Consider the following 19,123-nt stretch of genomic DNA (forward strand, 5'->3'; position numbering starts at 1 on the left):
TCTTAGCTAGTAGGCCTATGCCCGGTTGCCAAAAGTTCCTGCAACTGGGCATTCATTTTTTCCTGCATCTCGACCTGGGTTCGCGCTTGGGCAAGTGCAAGCTCAAGAGTACGTACCTGCGACGTCTGCTTGTCCTGCTCGCCGAGGCTGGTTGCAAGCTGATCCTGGAGCTCTGCAACGCGTGCCTCACGCTCGGCCATCTGGGTGATCAGTTGTTCATAGGCAGTTTGGACTGCATGTAGACGTTCGAGCTCATCGAGCTGCCGCTTTGCATACTCTTCGGCAGTGCGCAGCGCCTGGCGTGTGTGAGTGAGCTCCGCCATAAACCGGGCGCCATCGCGGTTTAACATCGTGATTTCGTCATTCTTCCCGACCAGCGTCTGGTTGGCCTGACGCAGCTCCGCCTGCAGTTGCTGAACCTGTAGTTCGTGCCGGCGCGATTCGGCCTCCCGTTGCTCTTTTGCCGCGAGGCGATAGTGCTCCAACGCGTCGCGCGCATGCTGGTGTTTTTCCTCCAGCGACCGGCGATGGGCTTCGTTTTCCGCCAGTCTCTGGGACAGGCTATTGGCTTCTTGTTCTGCCAGTTGGCGGGCCGTAGTCTCCCGCGACAACGCTTCCTGTGCGCCCGCCACCGCAGCTTCGTATTGTCGGTTTGCCGTTTCGATAGCGGCAATCTGCGCGCGCAAGCGGGCGTTCTCCGCTTCGATGGACTGCATAGCCGCCTGTTGTTCCACCACCTTGGCTTCAATGACGTTGGTCCGCGCAGCGTACCGTTCGTCCGCTTCCTCCTGAATCCGCGCAGCAAACCATATCGAAGGCTGATGCCGCAAATCGGCAGCTGGCCGTCGCAATCCGAATGTACTTGAATGATGGCGACATGGTGGCGATCCACACGCTGGCCTGCGCCGCGCGCGAGATCTATGAGAGGCACTGCCAAATGGCCGGCATCAACCGCTTTTATGACGAGATCGCGGCCACCTATCCAGACAGCACACAGAAGCAGATCTTCGAGATTTTGAATGGCGCCCGCAATTTCCTGAAGCATCCTGATGCGGACGGAAATCTTGACGCGGTGATCGAGTTAAGTGACCGGGACAACAAGCTGATGCTGTTTGTGGCCGCCCACGATTGTGCGTGCTTGTTTGGCGAGCAGACGCCGATGATCGTGCAGGCATATAACGTGTGGATTCTGGCGACGGAACCGGACCTGCAAGGCGCTTGCGCTGCCGAGATGGAAGCCAGATACCCCGGCCTCATGAATGGTTCGCCAGACGAGCAAAGGGCTATCGGCTTGCGCTTCGTCGAAGATGCGCTATCTGGGAAATTTTTAGATAGCGAAGGCACGACGATTCATCAAACTTGAGGATGATGATGAACGATGAGGAAATTTTAGATTTGTCCCCGGCCGGCGTGCGCAAGCTGCTGCACACCGCATCACTTTTGCATATCAGCGAGCTTCACTTCGCGCGAGTGGCGCTCGAATTCCAGTCGTTGGCGTGGTTTGCAAAGGAGAACGCGGTGAACAAGCAGCCAGGCCCGGCAACAATGACGTGCGAGGAATTTGAAGCTTTGCCAGAGGGGAGCTATTGCTTCCAAATACCTGAAGCCTGGGCAGGGGTGAAAGATTTTTACGCCGCCGGGCAGCTTCGCATGGATGAAGTCTAAATTTGGCGAAACGTCCATTTTTGCTGGCCAGCTAAAAAGGGCCATTCGCCAAAAATGCTTGGCCAGTTCAGGCGCAGCGGCCTTGAGCTCTGACGGTCGGCTCGCATGCGCTTGATATGGGACCATTTAGCAGTACATAACGACGGAGAAATAATGCAAGACCCGCGCACTAATACGAAAACTGTCATGAATCGCATCGCCACCATAGGTGTCCGAAGCCCACATATCGTACTATCAGCATGCCTGTTTGGCGCTGGGGGCATCTTGCTCTTAACGAATGTTGTTCCAACAGTTGCTGGCGCCTTGTTCGGAGCTGCCGCCTCACTACTAGGCGCAGGCATTACCGAATTTAATAAGAAGAAAGCAGATGCGGCAGACAAGCTCCGCAGGGAGAGCGATGCTCGACGATATTTTGCTGCGGAACTAAATAGGGCAATCGAACGTATGCTCTTTATACATCAACGGGCCAGCGCCAATTTTATCTGCGCGTCGGCAAAAACAGAACTGCCGGGCGATAAGCGAGAGGATTTCCTCCCGCACATGCCGACACTTTATCCGGACGCCCCTCAATTTCGCGATCTGTCTGGTGACGACGCGATGGCGCTGATCGCTTTCTATGACGTGCTCCAAGCGCAAGAGCGTAGCGTTGAGGATTGGTGGCAGAGAGAGGGTCAGCTGCCCGTGAACATTTTTAACTCATTTATGGGGTTATCGAGGGATAGCTTGATGCTTGCAAAAGATGCGCTTGTTCGCTTTGATCTGGATCGACTATACCCGCCGCGCTATCAGGCGTGGAAGCCTTTATCTGAGCGAATAGAGCTGGAGTTATCCAATTCGGCCCGCGTAACGGAAGCACATTTGAAGCGTCACGGAGCTGCTTGAGAAAGGTTGCCGCCGTTTGCGGCTCCACATTCAGGTTTTACACATTTTGACGGAACGTGAATCGCCGAAAAAGCTGAATATGCTTGTTGCATCGCAGGGGAGGCCTCTCGGCTAGATTGCACAGATCGTCAGAGAAGCAATCTTTAAGCCGATTTCTCATTATAGATCAATCAGTTAAAGCAATTTCTGCGAAAAAATCCGCAATCCCGGCCATCCCTCTATATTCCGACTACGGTGTTCACGCCATGGGCCGTCCCGCTTTCTCCCTGTCCGATCCGCAGGCCCGCATCCTGGCCCGGCGCGTGGCCGAACTCGAACTGGCCTGCCCGCTCGGCGGCAACTCCCACCGCCCCTTCGTGCGCGGGTTTATCCTCGCCGTCCATGAAGCCACCGGCCAGTTCTTCAGCCCGACGATCTACCGGCGCCTGCTCGCAGCCTTCGCGCCCGCCCGGCGCCCCTCGACCGTGACCTTGGCCGACGAAAAGGACCGCTTGGCGGCCGAGCTGGCCCGGCAGCCAAGCCCGGCGCCGGCCCCAAGCGCGCCCGACGCCCCTCCCTCCGCCCTGCCAGACCTTTACACGCTGCAGGCGCGCATCGCCGAGGCGGTCGAACAGGACCTCAACCGCGCACGCCCGGCGCAGCGCACCGACAGCGCCGAGTCGCGGTTCCTCCTCAACCGCCTGCAGGAGGCGGAACAACAGCTGGCCGACCTGCGCGCCACGGCGGCCTCCCTGGCGAGCGAGCTGGAAGTGGCCAAGCACAGCGCCCGGCGCCACGCCGAAGATGCGGCCCGGGCGACCGCCGCCCTCGCCCGCCAGGCCGACAGCGTGGCAGCGCTGACGGCCGAGGTGGCGGAGCTGCGCAAATTCGCCCTGATGTCGATCGACGAGGCGCGCGGTGAAGGCCGGGCGTGGAAAGAACGCGTTGCCGCCCTGGAGGCGCAGCGCCGAGCCGATGAGCGGCTGATGGAATCGTTCCGTCGGCTCGCCTATCAAAAAGGGGCTGAGATCCCCGACCAACTGACCAGGGAGCACCCACGTTGAACGAGCTGATTGATACTGTAAACACGTTGCCCTCCCCATTGATGGCGCCGATGGCGCATGGCCTGGGTCCGGTGGCCGACGACTGGGAGGCCGCCGAGGTCTGGCTGCGGGCGATCGCCAGCCGCGGCCGGCGCAATTCCCCCGAAACGGTGGCCACCTACCGCTACCACATCGCCAAGCTGCGCTGGTTCTGCGAGAACGTGCACGGCGTGCCGCCGTCTCGCTGGACAGTGCAGGACGTCGAAGCTTTTTATGGGTTCCTCGCGGACCTGCCCGACTCGGCGCTGTGTGCGCAGGATGAAGTGACGGGCGCCTACGCCGGCGTCGACGACGAGGGATATTCTCCCTTTCGCAAGCAGCCGTCGGCCAGCAGCCGGTCGGACATCCAGCGCTGCATCCACGCCATGTTCCGCGTCTGGCGCGAGATGGGCTACATCGCCATCAATCCGATGGGCCTGCACGGCGCCGGCACCACCCGAAAGATCAACGCCAACCGCGCGGTCGTGCCGGACTTATACGACCTTGTGCTCGACACCATGGAGGCATCCGAGAAGGCGACGTTCGCCGCGCGTCAAGCCTACACGCGTGACCGGTTTATTTTCATCGCGCTACGCGAGCTGGGGTTGCGTGCCAGCGAGCTGATCAAGGCCACCATGGGCGCGTTTCACTGCCTCACCGATCCGAAAGACGGCAAGACGTATTGGGTCATGGTCGTGCGCGAGGAAACGGCAAAGGGACGCAGGGAGAGAACGATACCGGTCACGAAGACGGTGATGGCGGCATTGGGCGCCTATCGGGAAGCGTTCGGGATGGACGCCCTGCCCGCTCCGCTAGAGACGGGGGCGCTGATCCTGTCGCCGCGCACCGACCGCGGCGCCATCGTGATCGGCGGCAAACCGATCCGGGACGTGGAGTCACGCCGGTTCTTTCAGGCCTGGCTGCCGGTGACGACCCGCCACGGACTCTATTACATCGTGAAAGGCCGTCTGACCCGCACCGCCGACGCCCTGAAGCAGGCCGGCGATGTCACCGGCTGCGCGCATCTGCGGCAAGCCTCGCCCCACTGGCCGCGGCACACCTTTGCGAAATCGGCCTTGCTGACCGGACAGGATGTCCGCCAGGTCGCCGCGCTCCTCGGCCACAGGGATTTGGCCACGACCATGGTCTATACCGAGCAGGACGCACTGGACTTGATCCGCGCCACGAATATGGCCACCCCGGGGTTGCTTGCCGAACAGGTGACAGTTTCCCCGGCCTAGGCGTTCGGCACACCAGAGGGGGCTCGACCGGCATTGTGCTTTCAATCGTGCCAAGCCGATGTGAGTAACGGCCGGGATTCGTGTTTTTACGCCGAAGTTAGTTTAAGCCGATGATTTAAATGGGGAGTTTCGATTTTTGCGGCTATCCTTTTTCGTCTACATCTCAGTCACACCGGCACGTGGATGCATGGCCCTAAAGTGTCACCGTTTGCTGGTCCTTGTTTTGGCATCCGGTGTCGCCACCGAGGATTGTTCATTGGCAAATAGCATGAGGCGATGGCCTGATGGATTTTCTGGATATAAATGGTGAGGCGCAAGGCGAAGGTCAAAGGAGCACGTCTCCCTTGCGGCGTCAGGTGCGCCTCGGGGAGTAATGTCGAGGGCATCAATGACAAACTCCATTGGCTGATTGTGAACAAGCCAGAAGCCGAACGGCAAGAACTTGAGCACATGCCCATACACCGTCTTTTGGGCTGGGCTAGACAAGGAAACGTCCATCCAGGATGCGTGCCGGAGGATCACCTGTTTGCGGGACAGGTATGGCCAGCAGTACAAACGCCATTCTTCTGGAAACGCGCGATCAGGATGCAGAAAATACTGGCGCAAGGATTCGGATGCGCCAATGTCTTGGCGCCAGATCTGGGTATCATTCGCTGAGTGGGCGGCCAGGACATGGCCAATGATGGACCTGGCGACCAAATGCAGGTTCGCTTCCAGCCGGATGATCCGGGGCAGCACGACATTCCTCGCCACCGCCTGCATTCCAACATGCATGCCATCCACGAAATGCTTCAGTTCCGGGTCGAAGTGCAGCCCAAGTCGTTCGTTGTTGCAGGTCGCGCACTGCGTCTGGAATTTCAGACCGCCTTGAATATAAATGGTGTTGCGCGGTTGCCCCTCGCCTGGCGCCCCCATCGTAAGGCGGCTCAATACGGCGTTGGCGATTTGCGCACAACCGCGCGGCGGAACGTGATCGCGGGTCAGCTCGCCGAATCGACCGCAGATCACACAAAAGCCTGGCTCCTTCGTGCCGGCAAATCCGGCCCAACTGTTGATGCGTTTCGAGTAGCCACCCATATCCTTTATTGCCCCCAAAGTGGCCATTGTATCGCGGGGCAGCCACGCATTAGTCCGCCTTATTGGATTTCGATCACATGGAGGTGTCTTCCATCCTGATCCAGAAGTCGCGTTCTCAGTGGGCGCGCGATGAGGCGATGCGCACCGTGACGATGAATGCCTCGCTCAAGGCAAGGTGGCCTCAAACAGTCGTTCGTCTCCGACTATAATTGCAAGAGACAAACGCGTCAGGATCAAGGGCGCTTTTTCCGTTTCGTTCCAGCTAGCCATACGCGTCTGCGACGTTCCACTTTCCTCACTCAGTTCAACATATGAGTAAAACACTACCCACCGTTCCCCCGCAGATTTTGAACGCGGCAGAAAATAATGAGCTGGTGATATTCGTAGGCGCAGGCGCGTCGAAGCTATGCGGCAGTCCCGACTGGCGTGGCTTTGCCGACGGCGTGGTCGGGGAGTTGAAAAAAGCGGGAATACTGAACTTCCTGGAGGCTGAACAATTGAGGTCCATCCCCGATGCGCGCCGTACGCTGTCGGTCGCCATGAATCTGGCAAAGAAGAATGGCGTCAAGATCGATTATGAAACGATCCTGCACCCAGGACAGCCCTGGGAGCGCGGCGCGCGCTTGTATGAAATTCTAAAAGAATTCAACTCCATTGTTGTCACCACCAACTATGACAAATGGCCGCACAAGGCCGACCGGGAGAAGACAACCAAGGGAGGTCAGGACGAAGCCGCCCTCCCCGACCGGCCGCCGAGCGACTATCTGCAAGCGAAGTACTATAAGAGTGAGCATTTTTTACCCTATGTGCTCACCGAAAAAGGCGCTGTCATTCATCTGCACGGGGCCTACCAGGACGAGGATTCGATGATCATCTCCCTGCGCCATTACATGCGGCACTACGCGGATGAGAAGGTCATCAGGTTTCTCAACCACCTGTTCACCTACTGCACGGTATTGTTCCTGGGGTACGGTGTCGCTGAGCTGGAAATCCTGGAGCATATTATTCGTTCGAACGATCCCGTGGGTAAAAATCCCGGCGCCGAGCCCAGGCATTTTCTGCTGAACCCGGTTCGGTCCAACCAGGTGAAGCAAAACGAATTCACTGAGAGTTACTTTCGCGACGAGTGCGGCATCAGTGTCATTAACTACGAGATCGATGAGAAAGGCTATGACCAGGTGGTAGATGTGCTGGAAGCATGGGCGCCGGCGATCAAGGCCAAGACGCCCTCGTTGCTCGATTATCAGCATCAGCTGCAGGTGTTCATCAATGATGAATCGGACGCGCTGAACCGGGCTTCGGCCATTCAGCTCGTACTGAGGCAGCCGGGCCTCACACCGTTCTTTCTAAATTCGATCAAGGATCCGCTGTGGTTTGACGAACTTGAGACGAACGGGTTCTTCGCTCCCACGAACATGCCGGCGCTGGTGGTGACCAACGAGCCGGACGGTGGCCGCCTGTATGAGGCGCCGCGTTGGCCGGCGTTGCGGTATCTGGAAAACATCGCGCCAGAGGCCCGCGACGAGACTGCGGAACGCATCATGGCGGTCCTGCGCAGACTTACCGCCTACGGAAGTTCCGATGGATTCGACAACTGGCGCATTTGGGCAAGCTGCGCGACCATCATGTCTCTGCTTCCCCTCAATGTGATCGAGCTCAAGGATATCGACATGATCGGCGTCTGGTTGAACACGATGTTCAATGCGGATCTCATCGGGCACAACGTTTGCGCTGGTCTGCTTCCGCGCTTGCTGGATAGCCCGGCGCCTGCGGACGCGGAAAAGGCCCTGGCGCTCATTGAAAAAATCACCGTAGAGAAATCAGATGCGTGAACAAAAAACCCTGCTCAAAACTCACCAGGTCAAAGACGCGCTGGAAGGCCATTGCGAGAAGCTCGGGGAACGGTGCGGTGAGGCTGCCGTGCGCTTGTTCATGGGGCGCCTCATGGGGGCCATCGGCTCGCCGACGGATGACAGGTTCACCTATGTCCATCGCAAGGCGATAGAAGAGCACCGGCAGGACGCGTATGCGGGTGAAAGCCTGACGAGTGTGTACATCGATGCCCTGCGGGATGCGATGATCGGTTTCATCCGGAAAGATGAGGCAGCTGCCGCGCCCGTCCTCGCTGCGCTGCTGACTTCGGATTTTCCGTCCATTGTCCGTGTCGGAATTTATATATGCGACAAACATTTCCTCTCCTTTTCAGACGTACTGGAGAAGCACTTCGACGCGGGCTGGCTGCTCAAGCCAGAATTCTGGCACGAGGCATACTGGCTGGTGAAACACAATTACGCCGACTTCCCACCGGCGCTCAGGCAAAAGTTTCTCAACCTGGTGCAGGAGTTGCCCGGCGACTGGGATGAGGACGATCCACGCACCGCTGAATTCAAGGATTACCACCGTCGCGATCTGCTGAGCGCGATTGCCGGCCAAGGCGACAGCGCAGTCGACGCCTGGTACCAATCGCTGACGCAAAAATTCGGGTCAGCCCACGACCACGTGGACTTTCAGTCCTTCTCCTCCGGCGGCTGGGTTGGCGCCGCCACACCCAAGACGTCGGACGAGTTCCTGACTATGGGGTCCGATGAACTGCGCGCTTTCATGGAGACATTCAAGCCAGACCGGAGCGTTTTCGACGGGCCTTCGTATCGGGGTGCGGCCGACAATCTGCAGGAAGCGGTCAAGGCGAGCGAAGATGGTTTCGCTGGAAAATTTCCCCTGTTCGTCAATGTCCACCCCGCGTATCAGCATGGCCTGTTGTCGGGTCTGAAGGATCGCCTCTCTCTGCCAATGAGTGCATTTGATTGGCCCGCGACAGTGCAGTTGATTCAATCCATCCTCGCCGGCATCAATCCCGAGCGCCCTGTGGATGACCAGTCCCTCGGCGGGGTTTTTGAACCCACATCGCTGTGGGTGTTGACCGGCATCGCGGACGTGATAAAGGCCGGCTTTCAATCGAGTTCCCATCCTATCCCGGCAACGCTGCAGGATGCATGCTTGGCGGCGGTCCTGAGCTTACTCAAGCTCAGTCCCCCCCATGACACTTCCGATGTCAAGGACGCGGTGTCGACGATGATCAACAGCCGTTATGGCAAGGCCCTGGAAACCTCCCTTGTCGCAGCGCTTGCCATGGCGCGGGCGGACAAATCCGGCGAAGCTGCGCGTCAGGTCTGGACGGCGTTGCGCCCGATCTATTCGGACGCCCTCGATGCCAGCGAGACGGGCGCGAATCTTGAATTCGCCACCTTCGGCGGGCTCTACTGCGTCAACCTGCACTACCTGGACCCGACCTGGGTGGTGGACAATTTCAACAGGTTGTTTTCGCTGAAAAATAAGGCAGCGTGGGTCTGCGCGGCGCAGGGATTCTCGTACCAGAACCACCTTTATCCCTGGCTATACAAGCTGCTGCGCGATGGCGGCCACCTGTACCGGATGATTTATGAGGACACCCAGAAAAATCAGGTTCAGGAGCGTGCGATGCAGTTCCTGGGGCTGGCCTACCTCAATGACGAACTTGAATCGCTCGACGGCACAGGCGGCGCACCCAGCTTGATGGCGCGCGTTATCAACGACCTCAATGCCGAGGCCTTGTCGCGCCTGTGCTGGTTCTTCTGGACGCTGCGCGCGCAGGGGCCGGCGGGCGCGGATGCGCCCAAGATTGTGAGCTTTTGGAAAAAGCTGGACCAGACAATCCGCGCGTCCGGACAAGAGCATGCCGAACTTCTCTCGGCGCTGAACCAGCTGGCGGTTTTCTTGGACGTGCTCGATGCGTCAACCACGCCATTGCTGCTCAACGCCGCGCTCCACGCCAACGTGAAGTTCCATGCCCATACGCTGGTGTCCGAACTGCGCCGCTTGACTGAAGCCAATCCCAAGGCGGTCAGTGCAATCTTCGATGCTGTTACCGATAGATTCCTGCCAGACTTCGAGCAAGAGGATGTGGTGGCCATTGTCGAAGGCATTGCCGACCGCGGCGAGGTGGATATCGCGCGCAAAATCTGCAACAAGTACAACCATAGAGGGGTCAGTTTTTTAAACCCGGTCTTCGAGCGCATCCGCAATTTAACAGCTTGAATGGCACCGGGAGCCGGCCCGCTGCATTCGTCGCCTTGCAGTTGGATGCGCCCGCGACAGGCCACAAGCTGTTGATGGCATTGACCGGGAAACGAACGGCCAACGCGAGGGCGGATCGCTGTTTTTGACGCCAAGGCCCAAGGTCTGGCCTGTGACCGGTACGGCCTTGGGGGCTTCATGACGGGAAAGATGGCGCATGCTTTTTGGCTATAATGCCTTGTTAATCGACTGTGATCGGACTGGCTTATGGAACGCCTTGCTTACATTGCGTGGGGCTCCCTCGTCTGGGATCCGCGCGCGTTGCCTCTGGGGTCCCCCTGGTCTAGCGATGGGCCGCGAGTCTGTGTCGAGTTCGCCCGCAAGTCGGAAAATGGCCGCCTGACTCTGGTGCTCGCCGGCGACGCCCAGCCCTCGACAGGCTTCTGGGCTTTGTGCCCCCAAGACGCGATGGCGCAGGCAATCGAAGCGCTGGCCTTGCGCGAGGGTATCCCTCCCTCTGCCAGGGCGCGGCGGATCGGTCAGTGGCGCCCCGGCCAGGAAGATCCTCCGCACATGAGCGATTTGTCTCCGTGGGCGGCCAGACACGGTATCACGGGCGCCGTTTGGACCGACTTGCGCCCCAATTTCGACGACGGCCAGACGCCCGGGATCGATCGGGTGCTGCATTATTTGCGTGGCCTGACCGGGGAGAAGCGCGCTCTGGCCGAGGAATATATCCGTAAAGCGCCACGCCAGGTCCGGACGCGCTACCGGCCCGATATCGAGGCCGAATTTGGCTGGACACCCCTGGCCCCTTCCTGATCCCCACCAAGCCGATCATCGCGCCCGACGGCGACGCAGTGCTCCGCGGGGCCAGGACGCAGCCGCCCCCGCCCCAACAGCTGCGCGCGCGATCGCTGTCGGCCGCCGGTCGCCGTGTCCCCAAGGCCGTCAGCAGATTGATCCGCTGGTGCTTTTCCCGGTCGGCACATCCAAGCCAAGATAACAGACGTACCCGCCCTCTTTGGTCCAGACGCAGCTGAGGTCGCCCCTGCGCCGGGTCCTGTGATCAGGGGCGGCGCCACAGGCTTCCTTCAAGTCGGGACCGATGTGCTCGAACAGATCCTTTCCAAGGGGACCGGTGAACATGAACGAGATCTTCCGGTCCTTTCTGGTCGGGGGCACCGACTCGGACAGCGTGCCGCCGTAGACCTGGTAGTCTCCGTTCAGCGGCTTCGGCCGGCCATCCCAAGGTTCCTGCTGCTCGGCGGCTCGTTCCGCCGGGAACAGGGCAAGCGCCACAAGCAGCGCCATCCGGTACGCGCTCACGACGCATACCTCGGCCAAAGTTCCACATGGAAGTGGTCGTTGTGGCCGATGCAGCTGCGCACACGTCCCACCGCCTTCTGGACCGCCGGGTCATTGAAATAGACCAGCCTCACCCAGGGGTGCTGCATGAACAGGCTGATCAACTTGGTGGTGGCCGCGCAATCGTAAATCTCCTTGTCGAAGTACGAGCATCGGGCGGCCTGCCCCGTCATTCGAACTGATCTTTATATGTCGACGTGCCGCGTGGGTCGCGGCCGTAAAAATCTTCTGGAACGTAAGTGGGTTGTTTCGCCGAGGATTTCGCCCCGATCAAGCGATGCCAAATCCTCAGAACTTCGGCACGAACGACCATTTTTTCCCTTTCATTGTTTTGGTTTGTTGTCGTGTGGAAATGATTGTACTTGAATTTGGTGCCGTTCCCTGCCACATTTGCGGTCAATCGGGTGCTGGCGAATTTCCACCTATGGCATGTGGTTCGAAAAAGGGACTTCCCACCGCCTTCGGTGGGCCGCGTGGGAGGTACCTGGCGCCGAATAATTGATCGCCACCCTGATGCTTTTCAAAGGATGCGTTAAGCTTCGATCAACCGTCAAAGACGCAAGGTTCGGATAGGACGTGGTGCACGATAGTGCCCTCCTCACGAATCGTCGTACCAAGCTCATGGTGAATTTGGCAGGTAGCCGTCACGACAGCCCAACCTTTAAGTCGCACGACGAATACAATCTGGCCAGGCATTTCCGTCACGAGCACCGATCCACACGGTGGCCTAACATTTCCGTCACCAACTATGTACCAACAGCTTGGCTCAACGTTTAGGTGACAATTGCCGGACGGGAAGGGAAAACTCGGTTTTAACTGAACCTAAATGTATAGCTATTTGAAGCTAAAACGACCGCGTTTACTGGGAGAACGGGTAAATTTCTTGGCCACAGCTTTAGGTTGGCGCACTTACGCGCTATTCCATACGTCTATGTATAGATATCAAAAAGATAATCATAACCGCACATTGGCAATTTTGCATAATTACTTTGCATATTCTGTTAAGTCATTGTTTTTTAATAAATTATCTATCGAAGCTCGAAAGGTAAAATTTTTTTTTCACTTTTACTTCGAATTTTGAGCAAAATTTCTTTGCATGACGGTTTCGCAGGGGCGCTCATGCTGACAGTTTACCCCGCAAGCTTAGACGCTCGCGATAGGGATTTGTGCAACAAAGCCGCGCTACATCTGGCCGGTATTGTGGGCGGATAGCGCGGGGCGCAACAGCGGCCGGTGTGCCGCTCAGGTTTGCTGGCTGCGCCGGCGCAGCCGCTGCCGCAGCGCAAGGCTAGCCAGGCCGGCTAGCTGCATAAGGCCTGCACTGGGCTCCGGCACGGGCGAGGGGCTGCTGCCGCCATTCGAGCCACCAGCGCCACCTCCACCAGCACCACCAGCACCACCAGCACCACCAGCACCACCATCGCGGCCGGGGTTATGCCACGCTGCGTCGATAGTCTGCCAAGTCGCTGGAGTACGGCCGGGCAGGCGATTGCGCCCGCTGCTGTCGGGATCTGCGGTGCTCACTGTGGCCGGAGCAGCCGGTTCGCTGATTTCGAATATGGGCAGACTGGCTGGCGGTGTCGCATCTGCTACCGGCGGCAAGACGGGGTGCAGGGTTGCGGCCAGAGCGGCGGCCGGTGTCGGCGCACCAGCCGCTGTGCGCCGGATTGGCGCCACCGCTGTCGTACCTGCCGGTGCTTGCGATGGCGCCGCACCTGCGTGGTCGGCGCTACTATGGGGCGGAGCTTCGATGCGGGTAATGCGACTGATATTGCCGCAGATTCTAGGCACCAGTATGCACACACTGCCCACGCAATAGACGCTGGCCGGTTCGCGCCGGATGGTACTCCAGCCGGCGCGGCTGACGCTGTGGCAGACCGAGGCAGCGCCAAAATGCATGTCGCGGATCTGCGTCTCGTATTGTTCGCGCCCGCTGATGGCGTCGCGCGTGATGATGACCTTGTCGTCCGGCTGGTGTTCGGCCATGCGTCGCTTGAGGGTACGGGCGATCTCTGGCGGAATATCGGTATAGCGGTCAATGGCGGCGGAAATGCTGCCGCGATAAGGGTTGCGCCCCGGGTGGTCCCACGAACAGGGCGGTTCGACAGGTGCCACGCTGGCACTAGCGAGTGCGAGGGCGAAAATAATCGACATAGAAAAGCTTACGGCATCAAAGTGCTGATCGCCCGGCTGTGATCAGTGCGGGCGATCCGGCGAAGTGCCGCACCGGCCGCCGTTTAGGCAGCCGTGGCGGCGGCGTTATCAGGCTGCCTGTTTGGCAGCGCGACGACGTACCAGACCCAGCAGACCGAGACCGCCGATCAGCATGGCGTAGGTTTCCGGCTCAGGTACTGGTGCGGCGGCGGTGTAGTCATAAGTGACTTTCAGGTTGCCGCCCGCTTCGGTGTTGAATTGCGAAATCAGATTGCCCGCGCCGGACGCGTTGGACAGACCGGCTGCCCGCAGCGACAGGGTCAGGCTGCCGCCACCAGCCTGCGAGAACAGGGCGAAGTCGCTGGCTGAGGTGGAGATTTTGGTCTCGGTGTGGCTGCTGCTAACGGCTCCGGTTGCTGCGCCCGACGTGCCAGCGAAGTCGATTGCGCCGTCGAAAGCGGTCAGCGAGTAAGCGTTGCTGAACACAGGATTGGTGACAACGATGGTCGTGCCGTCCGGACGGGTCAGGGTCAGCAGCGAGCTGAGCGACAGAGTCACGGTACTGGCCGCAGCGTCCAGCGATTCGGATCTGCCCGCACCGGAAACGCTGCCGCCTAGCTGGAAGGTAATCGAATTGAGGTTGCCGAGCTTGCTGTCAAATTTGCTGACGCTGAGGCTATCGGTCCAGTTGGTAACGGTGCTGGCTTTGCTGACATCGTAGGAAATGACGGTCGCTTGCGCGCTGGTGGCGGCAAACAGGCTGGTGGTGGCGAGCGCGAGCAGGATTTTTTTCATGGAAACCTCGGAACAGGAGTGGTGGAATGTCGTAAAGAAAAATAACTAAAAGTGACATTTCCATAATAGGTGGTGCCCTAGCTGGCGGGCAAACCACCAATCCTGACCAGATGTGACCGAATGTGACATCGCTGGCCGTGTGACCAGTTGTTTCAAACTGGCTCCACGTCCTCCATGCTGATCTCGGCGGCGAAGCAGTAGCCCACTGCATGAACGGTACGCAGCGGTAGCTCGGTGCCCAGTCTGGCGACAATTTTGGCACGCAGGCGGCGCACCAGCGTATCCAGCGAACGGCTGCTGGAATAGTCGTCGCGCTGGTAAAGCCGGGTCAGGATGATGCGTTTCTGCACGGCGGCGCCGGGCTGGGCGGCCAGCATTTCCATCAGTTGCAGTTCCTTCTGGCTCAGCTTTATCGCTGCACTGTCGCCCAGTCGCAATTCCCACAGTGTTGCGGACATGTGCCAGTGTTCGGTTGGCGCCACTGCTGCCACGGCGGTGGCCTCAGCTGGTGCAGCGCTCGTTACCCGTGCGCCCATGCTGTGCACCACGGCGGCCAGTTCGCGGCAATCTACCGGCTTGACCATGAAGATATCGGCACCAGACTGGTAGCCGCGCAACTTGTCGTCCAGGGTGCTGCGTGCGGTCAGGATGATGATGCCCATACGGGTATTGGCACGCGTATATTCGGCCAGTACATAGCCTTCCTGATCGGGCAGACCCACATCGATCACGGCGACATGAAACTGCTGATGCGACAAGGCCTGATAGAACTCGGCAGCGTTACGCACCGCCGTCACGGGCGTGCCATGGATTTCCATCCATTCCACCACGCTGTCGCGCAGGTCAGGATCGTCCTCTACCAGTAGTACTTTGATAGGTTCGTTCAAACTGCTTACTCCTGCGTGGACAATGGGAGGGTGATGGTCACGGCGGTACCGCCTTCGGCACGGTTGGCCAGGCCGACCCCGCCAGCATGCTGGCTGATGATGCGCAGCACCAGATACAGCCCCATGCCGCTGCCGGCGACCAGACGGGTACGGCTACCGCGATAGTATTTGCCATACACCAGATCGAGTTCATGTTCGGGAATGCCGGGTCCCTGATCGGTGATCAGCAGGCGCAGGCAGTTGCCTTGCTGGCTCAGTTGCAGCCCGACCTGACCGGCGGGCGGGCCGTATTTGATGGCATTATCGAGCAGATTCAGCACGGCTGTCTTGAGCAACGCGCGGTCGCCGATGATGGTGTAGTCCTGTGCGCTGTCGAAACTGATCTGGGGTGCTTTCTCGCTCCAGAACTGGGCTGCTTCGGCAATCACTTCCTGCAGCAGTTGCGGAAACTGGAGCGGTGCGCGGATCGGGCCTATCTTGCCATCTTCGCGCGGTTCACTGCGGACGGCCGTCTCGGCCACTTCGACTAGCCTGCCCACGGCACGCTGCATCTTCTCCAGATTATGGCCGGTGCTAGCGCTGCCCGTTTGCAGTTTGCTATGCAGAATGTCGAGATTGGTACGAATGATGGCCAGAGGGGTGCGGTATTCATGCGAGAACATTTCGACAAAGCGGGTCTGGGTCTCCAGCGCATCCTGTCGCGCATCGAGCGAAAGCAGCAACTGATCCTTGATGCGTTCGAAATTGAGCAGCAGCAGGGCGGGGAAGAACAGTACGGTGCCCGCTAGCGGTATCAGGTAGACCAGCAGCGCATTCAACTGCGAGAACGCGGCCTGTACGGTACCCTCTTGCTGCGTGAGCAGCAAGACGATGCGGCCGATATGCCCCATCAGCAGCAGGCAGAGACCGGTTATGGCCATGCGGCGTGCATACGCATGGCGTGCGCTGCTGTGATCGTGCGCGCAGACGAGCAGGGTCTGCAGGCATAGCAGGAATATCAGTATCAGGCTGGCGCTACTGAACAGCAGACGGGTGGCCAGCGCAGCTTCGAGTGCTATGAGTAGAGTGTAGATCAGCGCGAACCCCATGCCCAGTGCGTAGGCGCTGTAGCGGGTGGTGTGGCCGAAGAATGCGCGCAGTCCGGCCCAGACCTGCAAACAGGCCGCAATCAGCAGAATGTTACCGATCACCAGCATCGGCCCCGGCGGGCCGGAGGCACTGAGCACGATCAGCGTCATGCCGACGGCGCTGCAGACGCCGAACTGCGCCCACAGCCGCGTGTGGCGTTCGGTGGGCGCGGCGAAATATACCCCGACCATGATGAAGGATATACAGAGCTGGGTAATGGCGAGGGCGAGGCTGGCGGTAGGTGTATCCATCATTGCGCGGGTGAAGGCTGGTGCCGGAATGTAGCATTGCAGCGATTTTATTGCACAAATAAATTAATTCCTATGCCATTCTTAGGTCGCCATTAGGGGCGGTAGACGGATTAATGCCAGTCGCGCAGTAATAATCTTGAATTACGCAGGAACATAGAATAATTATTATCTTGCTACTAGAAATGTAGCAATTTGCCGATTATATTGATATTTAGTCCGGTCTGAATAATTCAAATTCCATTGGCACCCAGCGGCCAATGTGCACCAGGACTGGACGGTGCATCCGGCAGAGTGGCCTCGTCTGAGCTTAGGAATCGGTGCAGCGCCACGAGCAGCAGGGGCATCCATATTGGCCCGCCCGTGATCAGGCCAAAAAGAAGCCGCAGCTTCCGCAGAATCATGCGCAGGTTGTGGCCGCAACCGCATAGCAGCGCATGGAAAGCGTCGCTATCGGCGCCTTTCAACCAATTGCGCCGTAACCGACCATCATTCCTCATGTGCCCGATGGCCGGTTCGATGGCACTGCGGCGCCGGATATCGTGGCGCAAACGTTGCGTGATGTCGCGTTTGAGCTTGTGGTGGTAAGCCTTGGTGCCTGGCGGTACGTCCGCGCCGCGATAGCCCAGATCGACAAAGACCTCCTTGGGCTGGCAATCGGTCAGGATCGCTACCTGTTCCAACGTTTCCAGCAAAGTATGGCCGTCGTAGGGATTGCCAGGCATGGTGCGCATACCCACCACCAGCCCTTCCTTGTGTGTGGTGGCGATGGATACCTTCACACCAAACTCATATGGCTGGCGCGCTTTGCCCTTGCCGATGCATTCGGCCTCCGGCGCATGCAGACTGTAGAGCTTGTTCTTGTCGGGCTGCTTTTGTGTCAGCAAGCGTTCGACTTTGGGCAGCAATTCACAGCCGCGCTGCTTGAGCGCTTCGGGTGCATGGTCCAGTTGGCGTTCCACATCGCGCCAGACGCGACCGACAATGGTTTTCAATTTTTTCAGGCTGCCGCGCATGCGTTTGAACTGTTTGGCATGGGCATATCGCCCGATCTGCACCGCCAGCGTCGGCGCTGCGCGGTTGTAGTTCTGGCGCAGCGTCAGCCCAGCTTCGACGGCGAACTGGACTAATTGCCGCCTGGCCCGCTCCAGCAACTTGCTGTCCGTTGGATGGGCGATAGCCTTTTCCTGCACCGTACTGTCGACGATGACTTTCTGAAAGCTCTGCGGCTTAACCACCGTCACTCAAAGTAAATCTGCAAAAGGTACGATTCCGTAACTAATTGATTCTATTGGTCATCGTAAAATATTTTAGCATTTTTACTTCGATCATCAGCGAAGTAATTCTGTCATATCCGTGAATTTCCAAGTAAGTCTGCTAAATTGTTCTCAACCAGCCGGAGACCCGCATGGCGCCTAGTTTCACATAGTTGCGCTTCACCTACGCGATCACCGAAACGGGGGGCGCTTTGAATATTGGGCGTCACGACATTGGAGCGGCGAACCTGGCGCTTGCGCGCTGTTCCAAGCGCCTATTTATAGATATCCAAAAGACAACCATAACCGCACATCGGCAATTTTGCATAATTACTTTGCATATGCTGTTAAGTCTCTGTTTTTTAATAAATTATTTGTCGAAGCCCGAAAGGTAAAATTTTTTTTGCACTTTTACTTCGATTTTTGAGCAAAATTGCTTTGCATGACGTGAGCCCGTCGTACCGAATGGAATTTACTTCTGCTTTCATCCGGCTTTACTGGACTCAATAAAGCTCGTTTTGAGGCGCTCGTTTCTGCTGACACTTTTGTGATGCCGGCATACTATTCGCGCAATCAGAAGTCGAGCACTCCGAAGGCTTCCCCTCGTTGCCCTCAACACATTCACTAGATGCTGAAGTATCCACCTTCGCATCACCTTTCTCAGTATCAACACGTGCATTGCTAATGTCGGTTGGCGGATCGGACTGCGCTGCTGCGGCACGCGCCTGAGTGACTTGTTGACGGTTTGCTACGGCTGGCAATTTAGCATTGACTGGCGGCGCTGATGGCGCTTCTGCAGGCGCTTCTTTTTTGCTGCCGCCGAATACCATCACCGCGATCACGAATAGAGCCAATATGCCGACGCCGGGCCCGGCAAATCCAACTTCAGAGCTGCCACAAGATGGGCATTTCAACGAAATATGCGCCCCCCTCGGATACCAGGTGTAGCCACATTTTTTGCACTTATTCTGTGGACGCTTCGTGGCAGCCATATTCGATCCTTTTAAAACAAAGAACGTCAACTGGACGGCGGCTCATGGCCAAAACTTAGCAACTAGCCAAATGTGATTCGCTCCAAAATCGTTATTGAAACTCATCTCGCGCTAAAATTTACTCGACGATTCGAACGGCCGATTCGATACAACAGTAGCCCACCAAAGCATGCTAACGGAATTAAAAAGCCCATTACCGAAGCAAGACAAATCGTAAGTAGTGATGCATGCATGATCTTGGCCCGACCAACCGCCATACCAGCAAGGACAAACCCAATCCATGCAACATGGATAAGCATCTCAATTACGATCCGGA

The 19,123-nt window shown here is 58.2% G+C and carries 17 protein-coding genes and 1 pseudogene; 8 read left to right on the top strand and 10 right to left on the bottom strand.

The genetic code is table 11. The annotated features are described in order from the left end of the window. Nucleotides 1–2 precede the first annotated feature (2 nt). Complete coding sequence (locus GTP23_RS21515; protein WP_161037020.1) at nucleotides 3–830, bottom strand: coiled-coil domain-containing protein; 828 nt, start codon at nucleotides 828–830, stop codon at nucleotides 3–5. 26 nt (nucleotides 831–856) lie between these two features. Here GTP23_RS21515 and GTP23_RS21520 point away from each other — a divergent pair, with 26 nt between their 5' ends. The 5 genes from GTP23_RS21520 (at nucleotide 857) to GTP23_RS21540 (ending at nucleotide 4,849) form a co-directional block, all read left to right on the top strand. After that, the gene (locus tag GTP23_RS21520; RefSeq protein WP_161037021.1) at nucleotides 857–1,363 is read left to right on the top strand and encodes a hypothetical protein; all 507 of its coding nucleotides are present in this window, start codon (nucleotides 857–859) and stop codon (nucleotides 1,361–1,363) included. 8 nt (nucleotides 1,364–1,371) lie between these two features. Beyond that, nucleotides 1,372–1,665 (top strand): hypothetical protein, encoded by a 294-nt coding sequence (locus GTP23_RS21525; RefSeq protein WP_161037022.1) that lies wholly within the window; start codon nucleotides 1,372–1,374, stop codon nucleotides 1,663–1,665. Nucleotides 1,666–1,851: 186 nt separating this feature from the next. Then, nucleotides 1,852–2,547 carry a hypothetical protein gene (locus GTP23_RS21530; protein ID WP_161037023.1) on the top strand — a complete coding sequence of 232 codons (696 nt, stop codon included), beginning with the start codon at nucleotides 1,852–1,854 and terminating at the stop codon, nucleotides 2,545–2,547. A 245-nt stretch (nucleotides 2,548–2,792) separates the two neighbouring features. Continuing rightward, entirely contained in the window at nucleotides 2,793–3,590 is a 798-nt protein-coding gene (locus GTP23_RS21535; RefSeq protein ID WP_161037024.1) for a hypothetical protein, read from the top strand. Further along, the gene (locus GTP23_RS21540; protein ID WP_161037025.1) at nucleotides 3,587–4,849 is read left to right on the top strand and encodes a tyrosine-type recombinase/integrase; all 1,263 of its coding nucleotides are present in this window, start codon (nucleotides 3,587–3,589) and stop codon (nucleotides 4,847–4,849) included. The genes GTP23_RS21535 and GTP23_RS21540 overlap by 4 nt, the downstream gene beginning before the upstream one ends. Before the next feature lie 201 nt (nucleotides 4,850–5,050). On the opposite strand, the gene GTP23_RS21545 is transcribed toward GTP23_RS21540, so the two are convergent. Beyond that, nucleotides 5,051–5,926 carry a hypothetical protein gene (locus GTP23_RS21545; RefSeq protein ID WP_161037026.1) on the bottom strand — a complete coding sequence of 292 codons (876 nt, stop codon included), beginning with the start codon at nucleotides 5,924–5,926 and terminating at the stop codon, nucleotides 5,051–5,053. Between the two features lie 311 nt (nucleotides 5,927–6,237). On the opposite strand from GTP23_RS21545, the gene GTP23_RS21550 reads away from it, so the two are divergent. From GTP23_RS21550 to GTP23_RS21560, 3 genes are all read left to right on the top strand, one after another. Then, nucleotides 6,238–7,758: an SIR2 family protein gene (locus GTP23_RS21550; protein ID WP_161037027.1), complete on the top strand. Its 1,521-nt coding sequence runs from the start codon at nucleotides 6,238–6,240 to the stop codon at nucleotides 7,756–7,758. Next, a complete protein-coding gene (locus tag GTP23_RS21555; RefSeq protein ID WP_161037028.1) occupies nucleotides 7,751–10,000 on the top strand; it encodes a hypothetical protein in 2,250 nt (749 codons plus the stop codon). Before GTP23_RS21550 ends, GTP23_RS21555 begins: the two co-directional genes overlap by 8 nt. A gap of 246 nt (nucleotides 10,001–10,246) precedes the next feature. Continuing rightward, entirely contained in the window at nucleotides 10,247–10,801 is a 555-nt protein-coding gene (locus tag GTP23_RS21560; protein WP_161037029.1) for a hypothetical protein, read from the top strand. A gap of 129 nt (nucleotides 10,802–10,930) precedes the next feature. Here the strand turns inward: GTP23_RS21560 and GTP23_RS21565 are convergent, their stop codons facing one another. The 8 genes and pseudogenes from GTP23_RS21565 to GTP23_RS21600 form a co-directional block, all read right to left on the bottom strand. Next, on the bottom strand, nucleotides 10,931–11,308 hold the full coding sequence (locus GTP23_RS21565; protein ID WP_161037030.1) for a hypothetical protein: 378 nt from the start codon (nucleotides 11,306–11,308) through the stop codon (nucleotides 10,931–10,933). Then, complete coding sequence (locus GTP23_RS21570; protein ID WP_161037031.1) at nucleotides 11,305–11,520, bottom strand: hypothetical protein; 216 nt, start codon at nucleotides 11,518–11,520, stop codon at nucleotides 11,305–11,307. The genes GTP23_RS21565 and GTP23_RS21570 overlap by 4 nt, the downstream gene beginning before the upstream one ends. Nucleotides 11,521–12,589: 1,069 nt before the next feature. Continuing rightward, entirely contained in the window at nucleotides 12,590–13,501 is a 912-nt protein-coding gene (locus GTP23_RS21575; RefSeq protein WP_161037032.1) for an MHFG family PEP-CTERM protein, read from the bottom strand. Nucleotides 13,502–13,609: 108 nt separating this feature from the next. Further along, nucleotides 13,610–14,296, bottom strand: a complete 687-nt coding sequence (locus GTP23_RS22860; protein WP_229256232.1) for a choice-of-anchor E domain-containing protein — start codon at nucleotides 14,294–14,296, stop codon at nucleotides 13,610–13,612. A 152-nt stretch (nucleotides 14,297–14,448) separates the two neighbouring features. After that, nucleotides 14,449–15,183, bottom strand: coding sequence for a response regulator transcription factor (locus GTP23_RS21585; RefSeq protein WP_161037033.1), 735 nt, complete (start codon nucleotides 15,181–15,183; stop codon nucleotides 14,449–14,451). Nucleotides 15,184–15,188: 5 nt separating this feature from the next. Next, nucleotides 15,189–16,562 (bottom strand): sensor histidine kinase, encoded by a 1,374-nt coding sequence (locus GTP23_RS21590; protein WP_161037034.1) that lies wholly within the window; start codon nucleotides 16,560–16,562, stop codon nucleotides 15,189–15,191. A gap of 362 nt (nucleotides 16,563–16,924) precedes the next feature. Continuing rightward, nucleotides 16,925–17,797, bottom strand: a pseudogene (locus GTP23_RS21595) (IS5 family transposase); the annotation flags it as partial. A gap of 521 nt (nucleotides 17,798–18,318) precedes the next feature. Next, nucleotides 18,319–18,807 carry a hypothetical protein gene (locus GTP23_RS21600; RefSeq protein ID WP_161037035.1) on the bottom strand — a complete coding sequence of 163 codons (489 nt, stop codon included), beginning with the start codon at nucleotides 18,805–18,807 and terminating at the stop codon, nucleotides 18,319–18,321. Nucleotides 18,808–19,123: the final 316 nt, after the last annotated feature.

Origin of the sequence: Duganella fentianensis (assembly GCF_009857835.1) — a bacterium.
Classification (GTDB): Bacteria; Pseudomonadota; Gammaproteobacteria; order Burkholderiales; family Burkholderiaceae_D; genus Rugamonas; species Rugamonas fentianensis.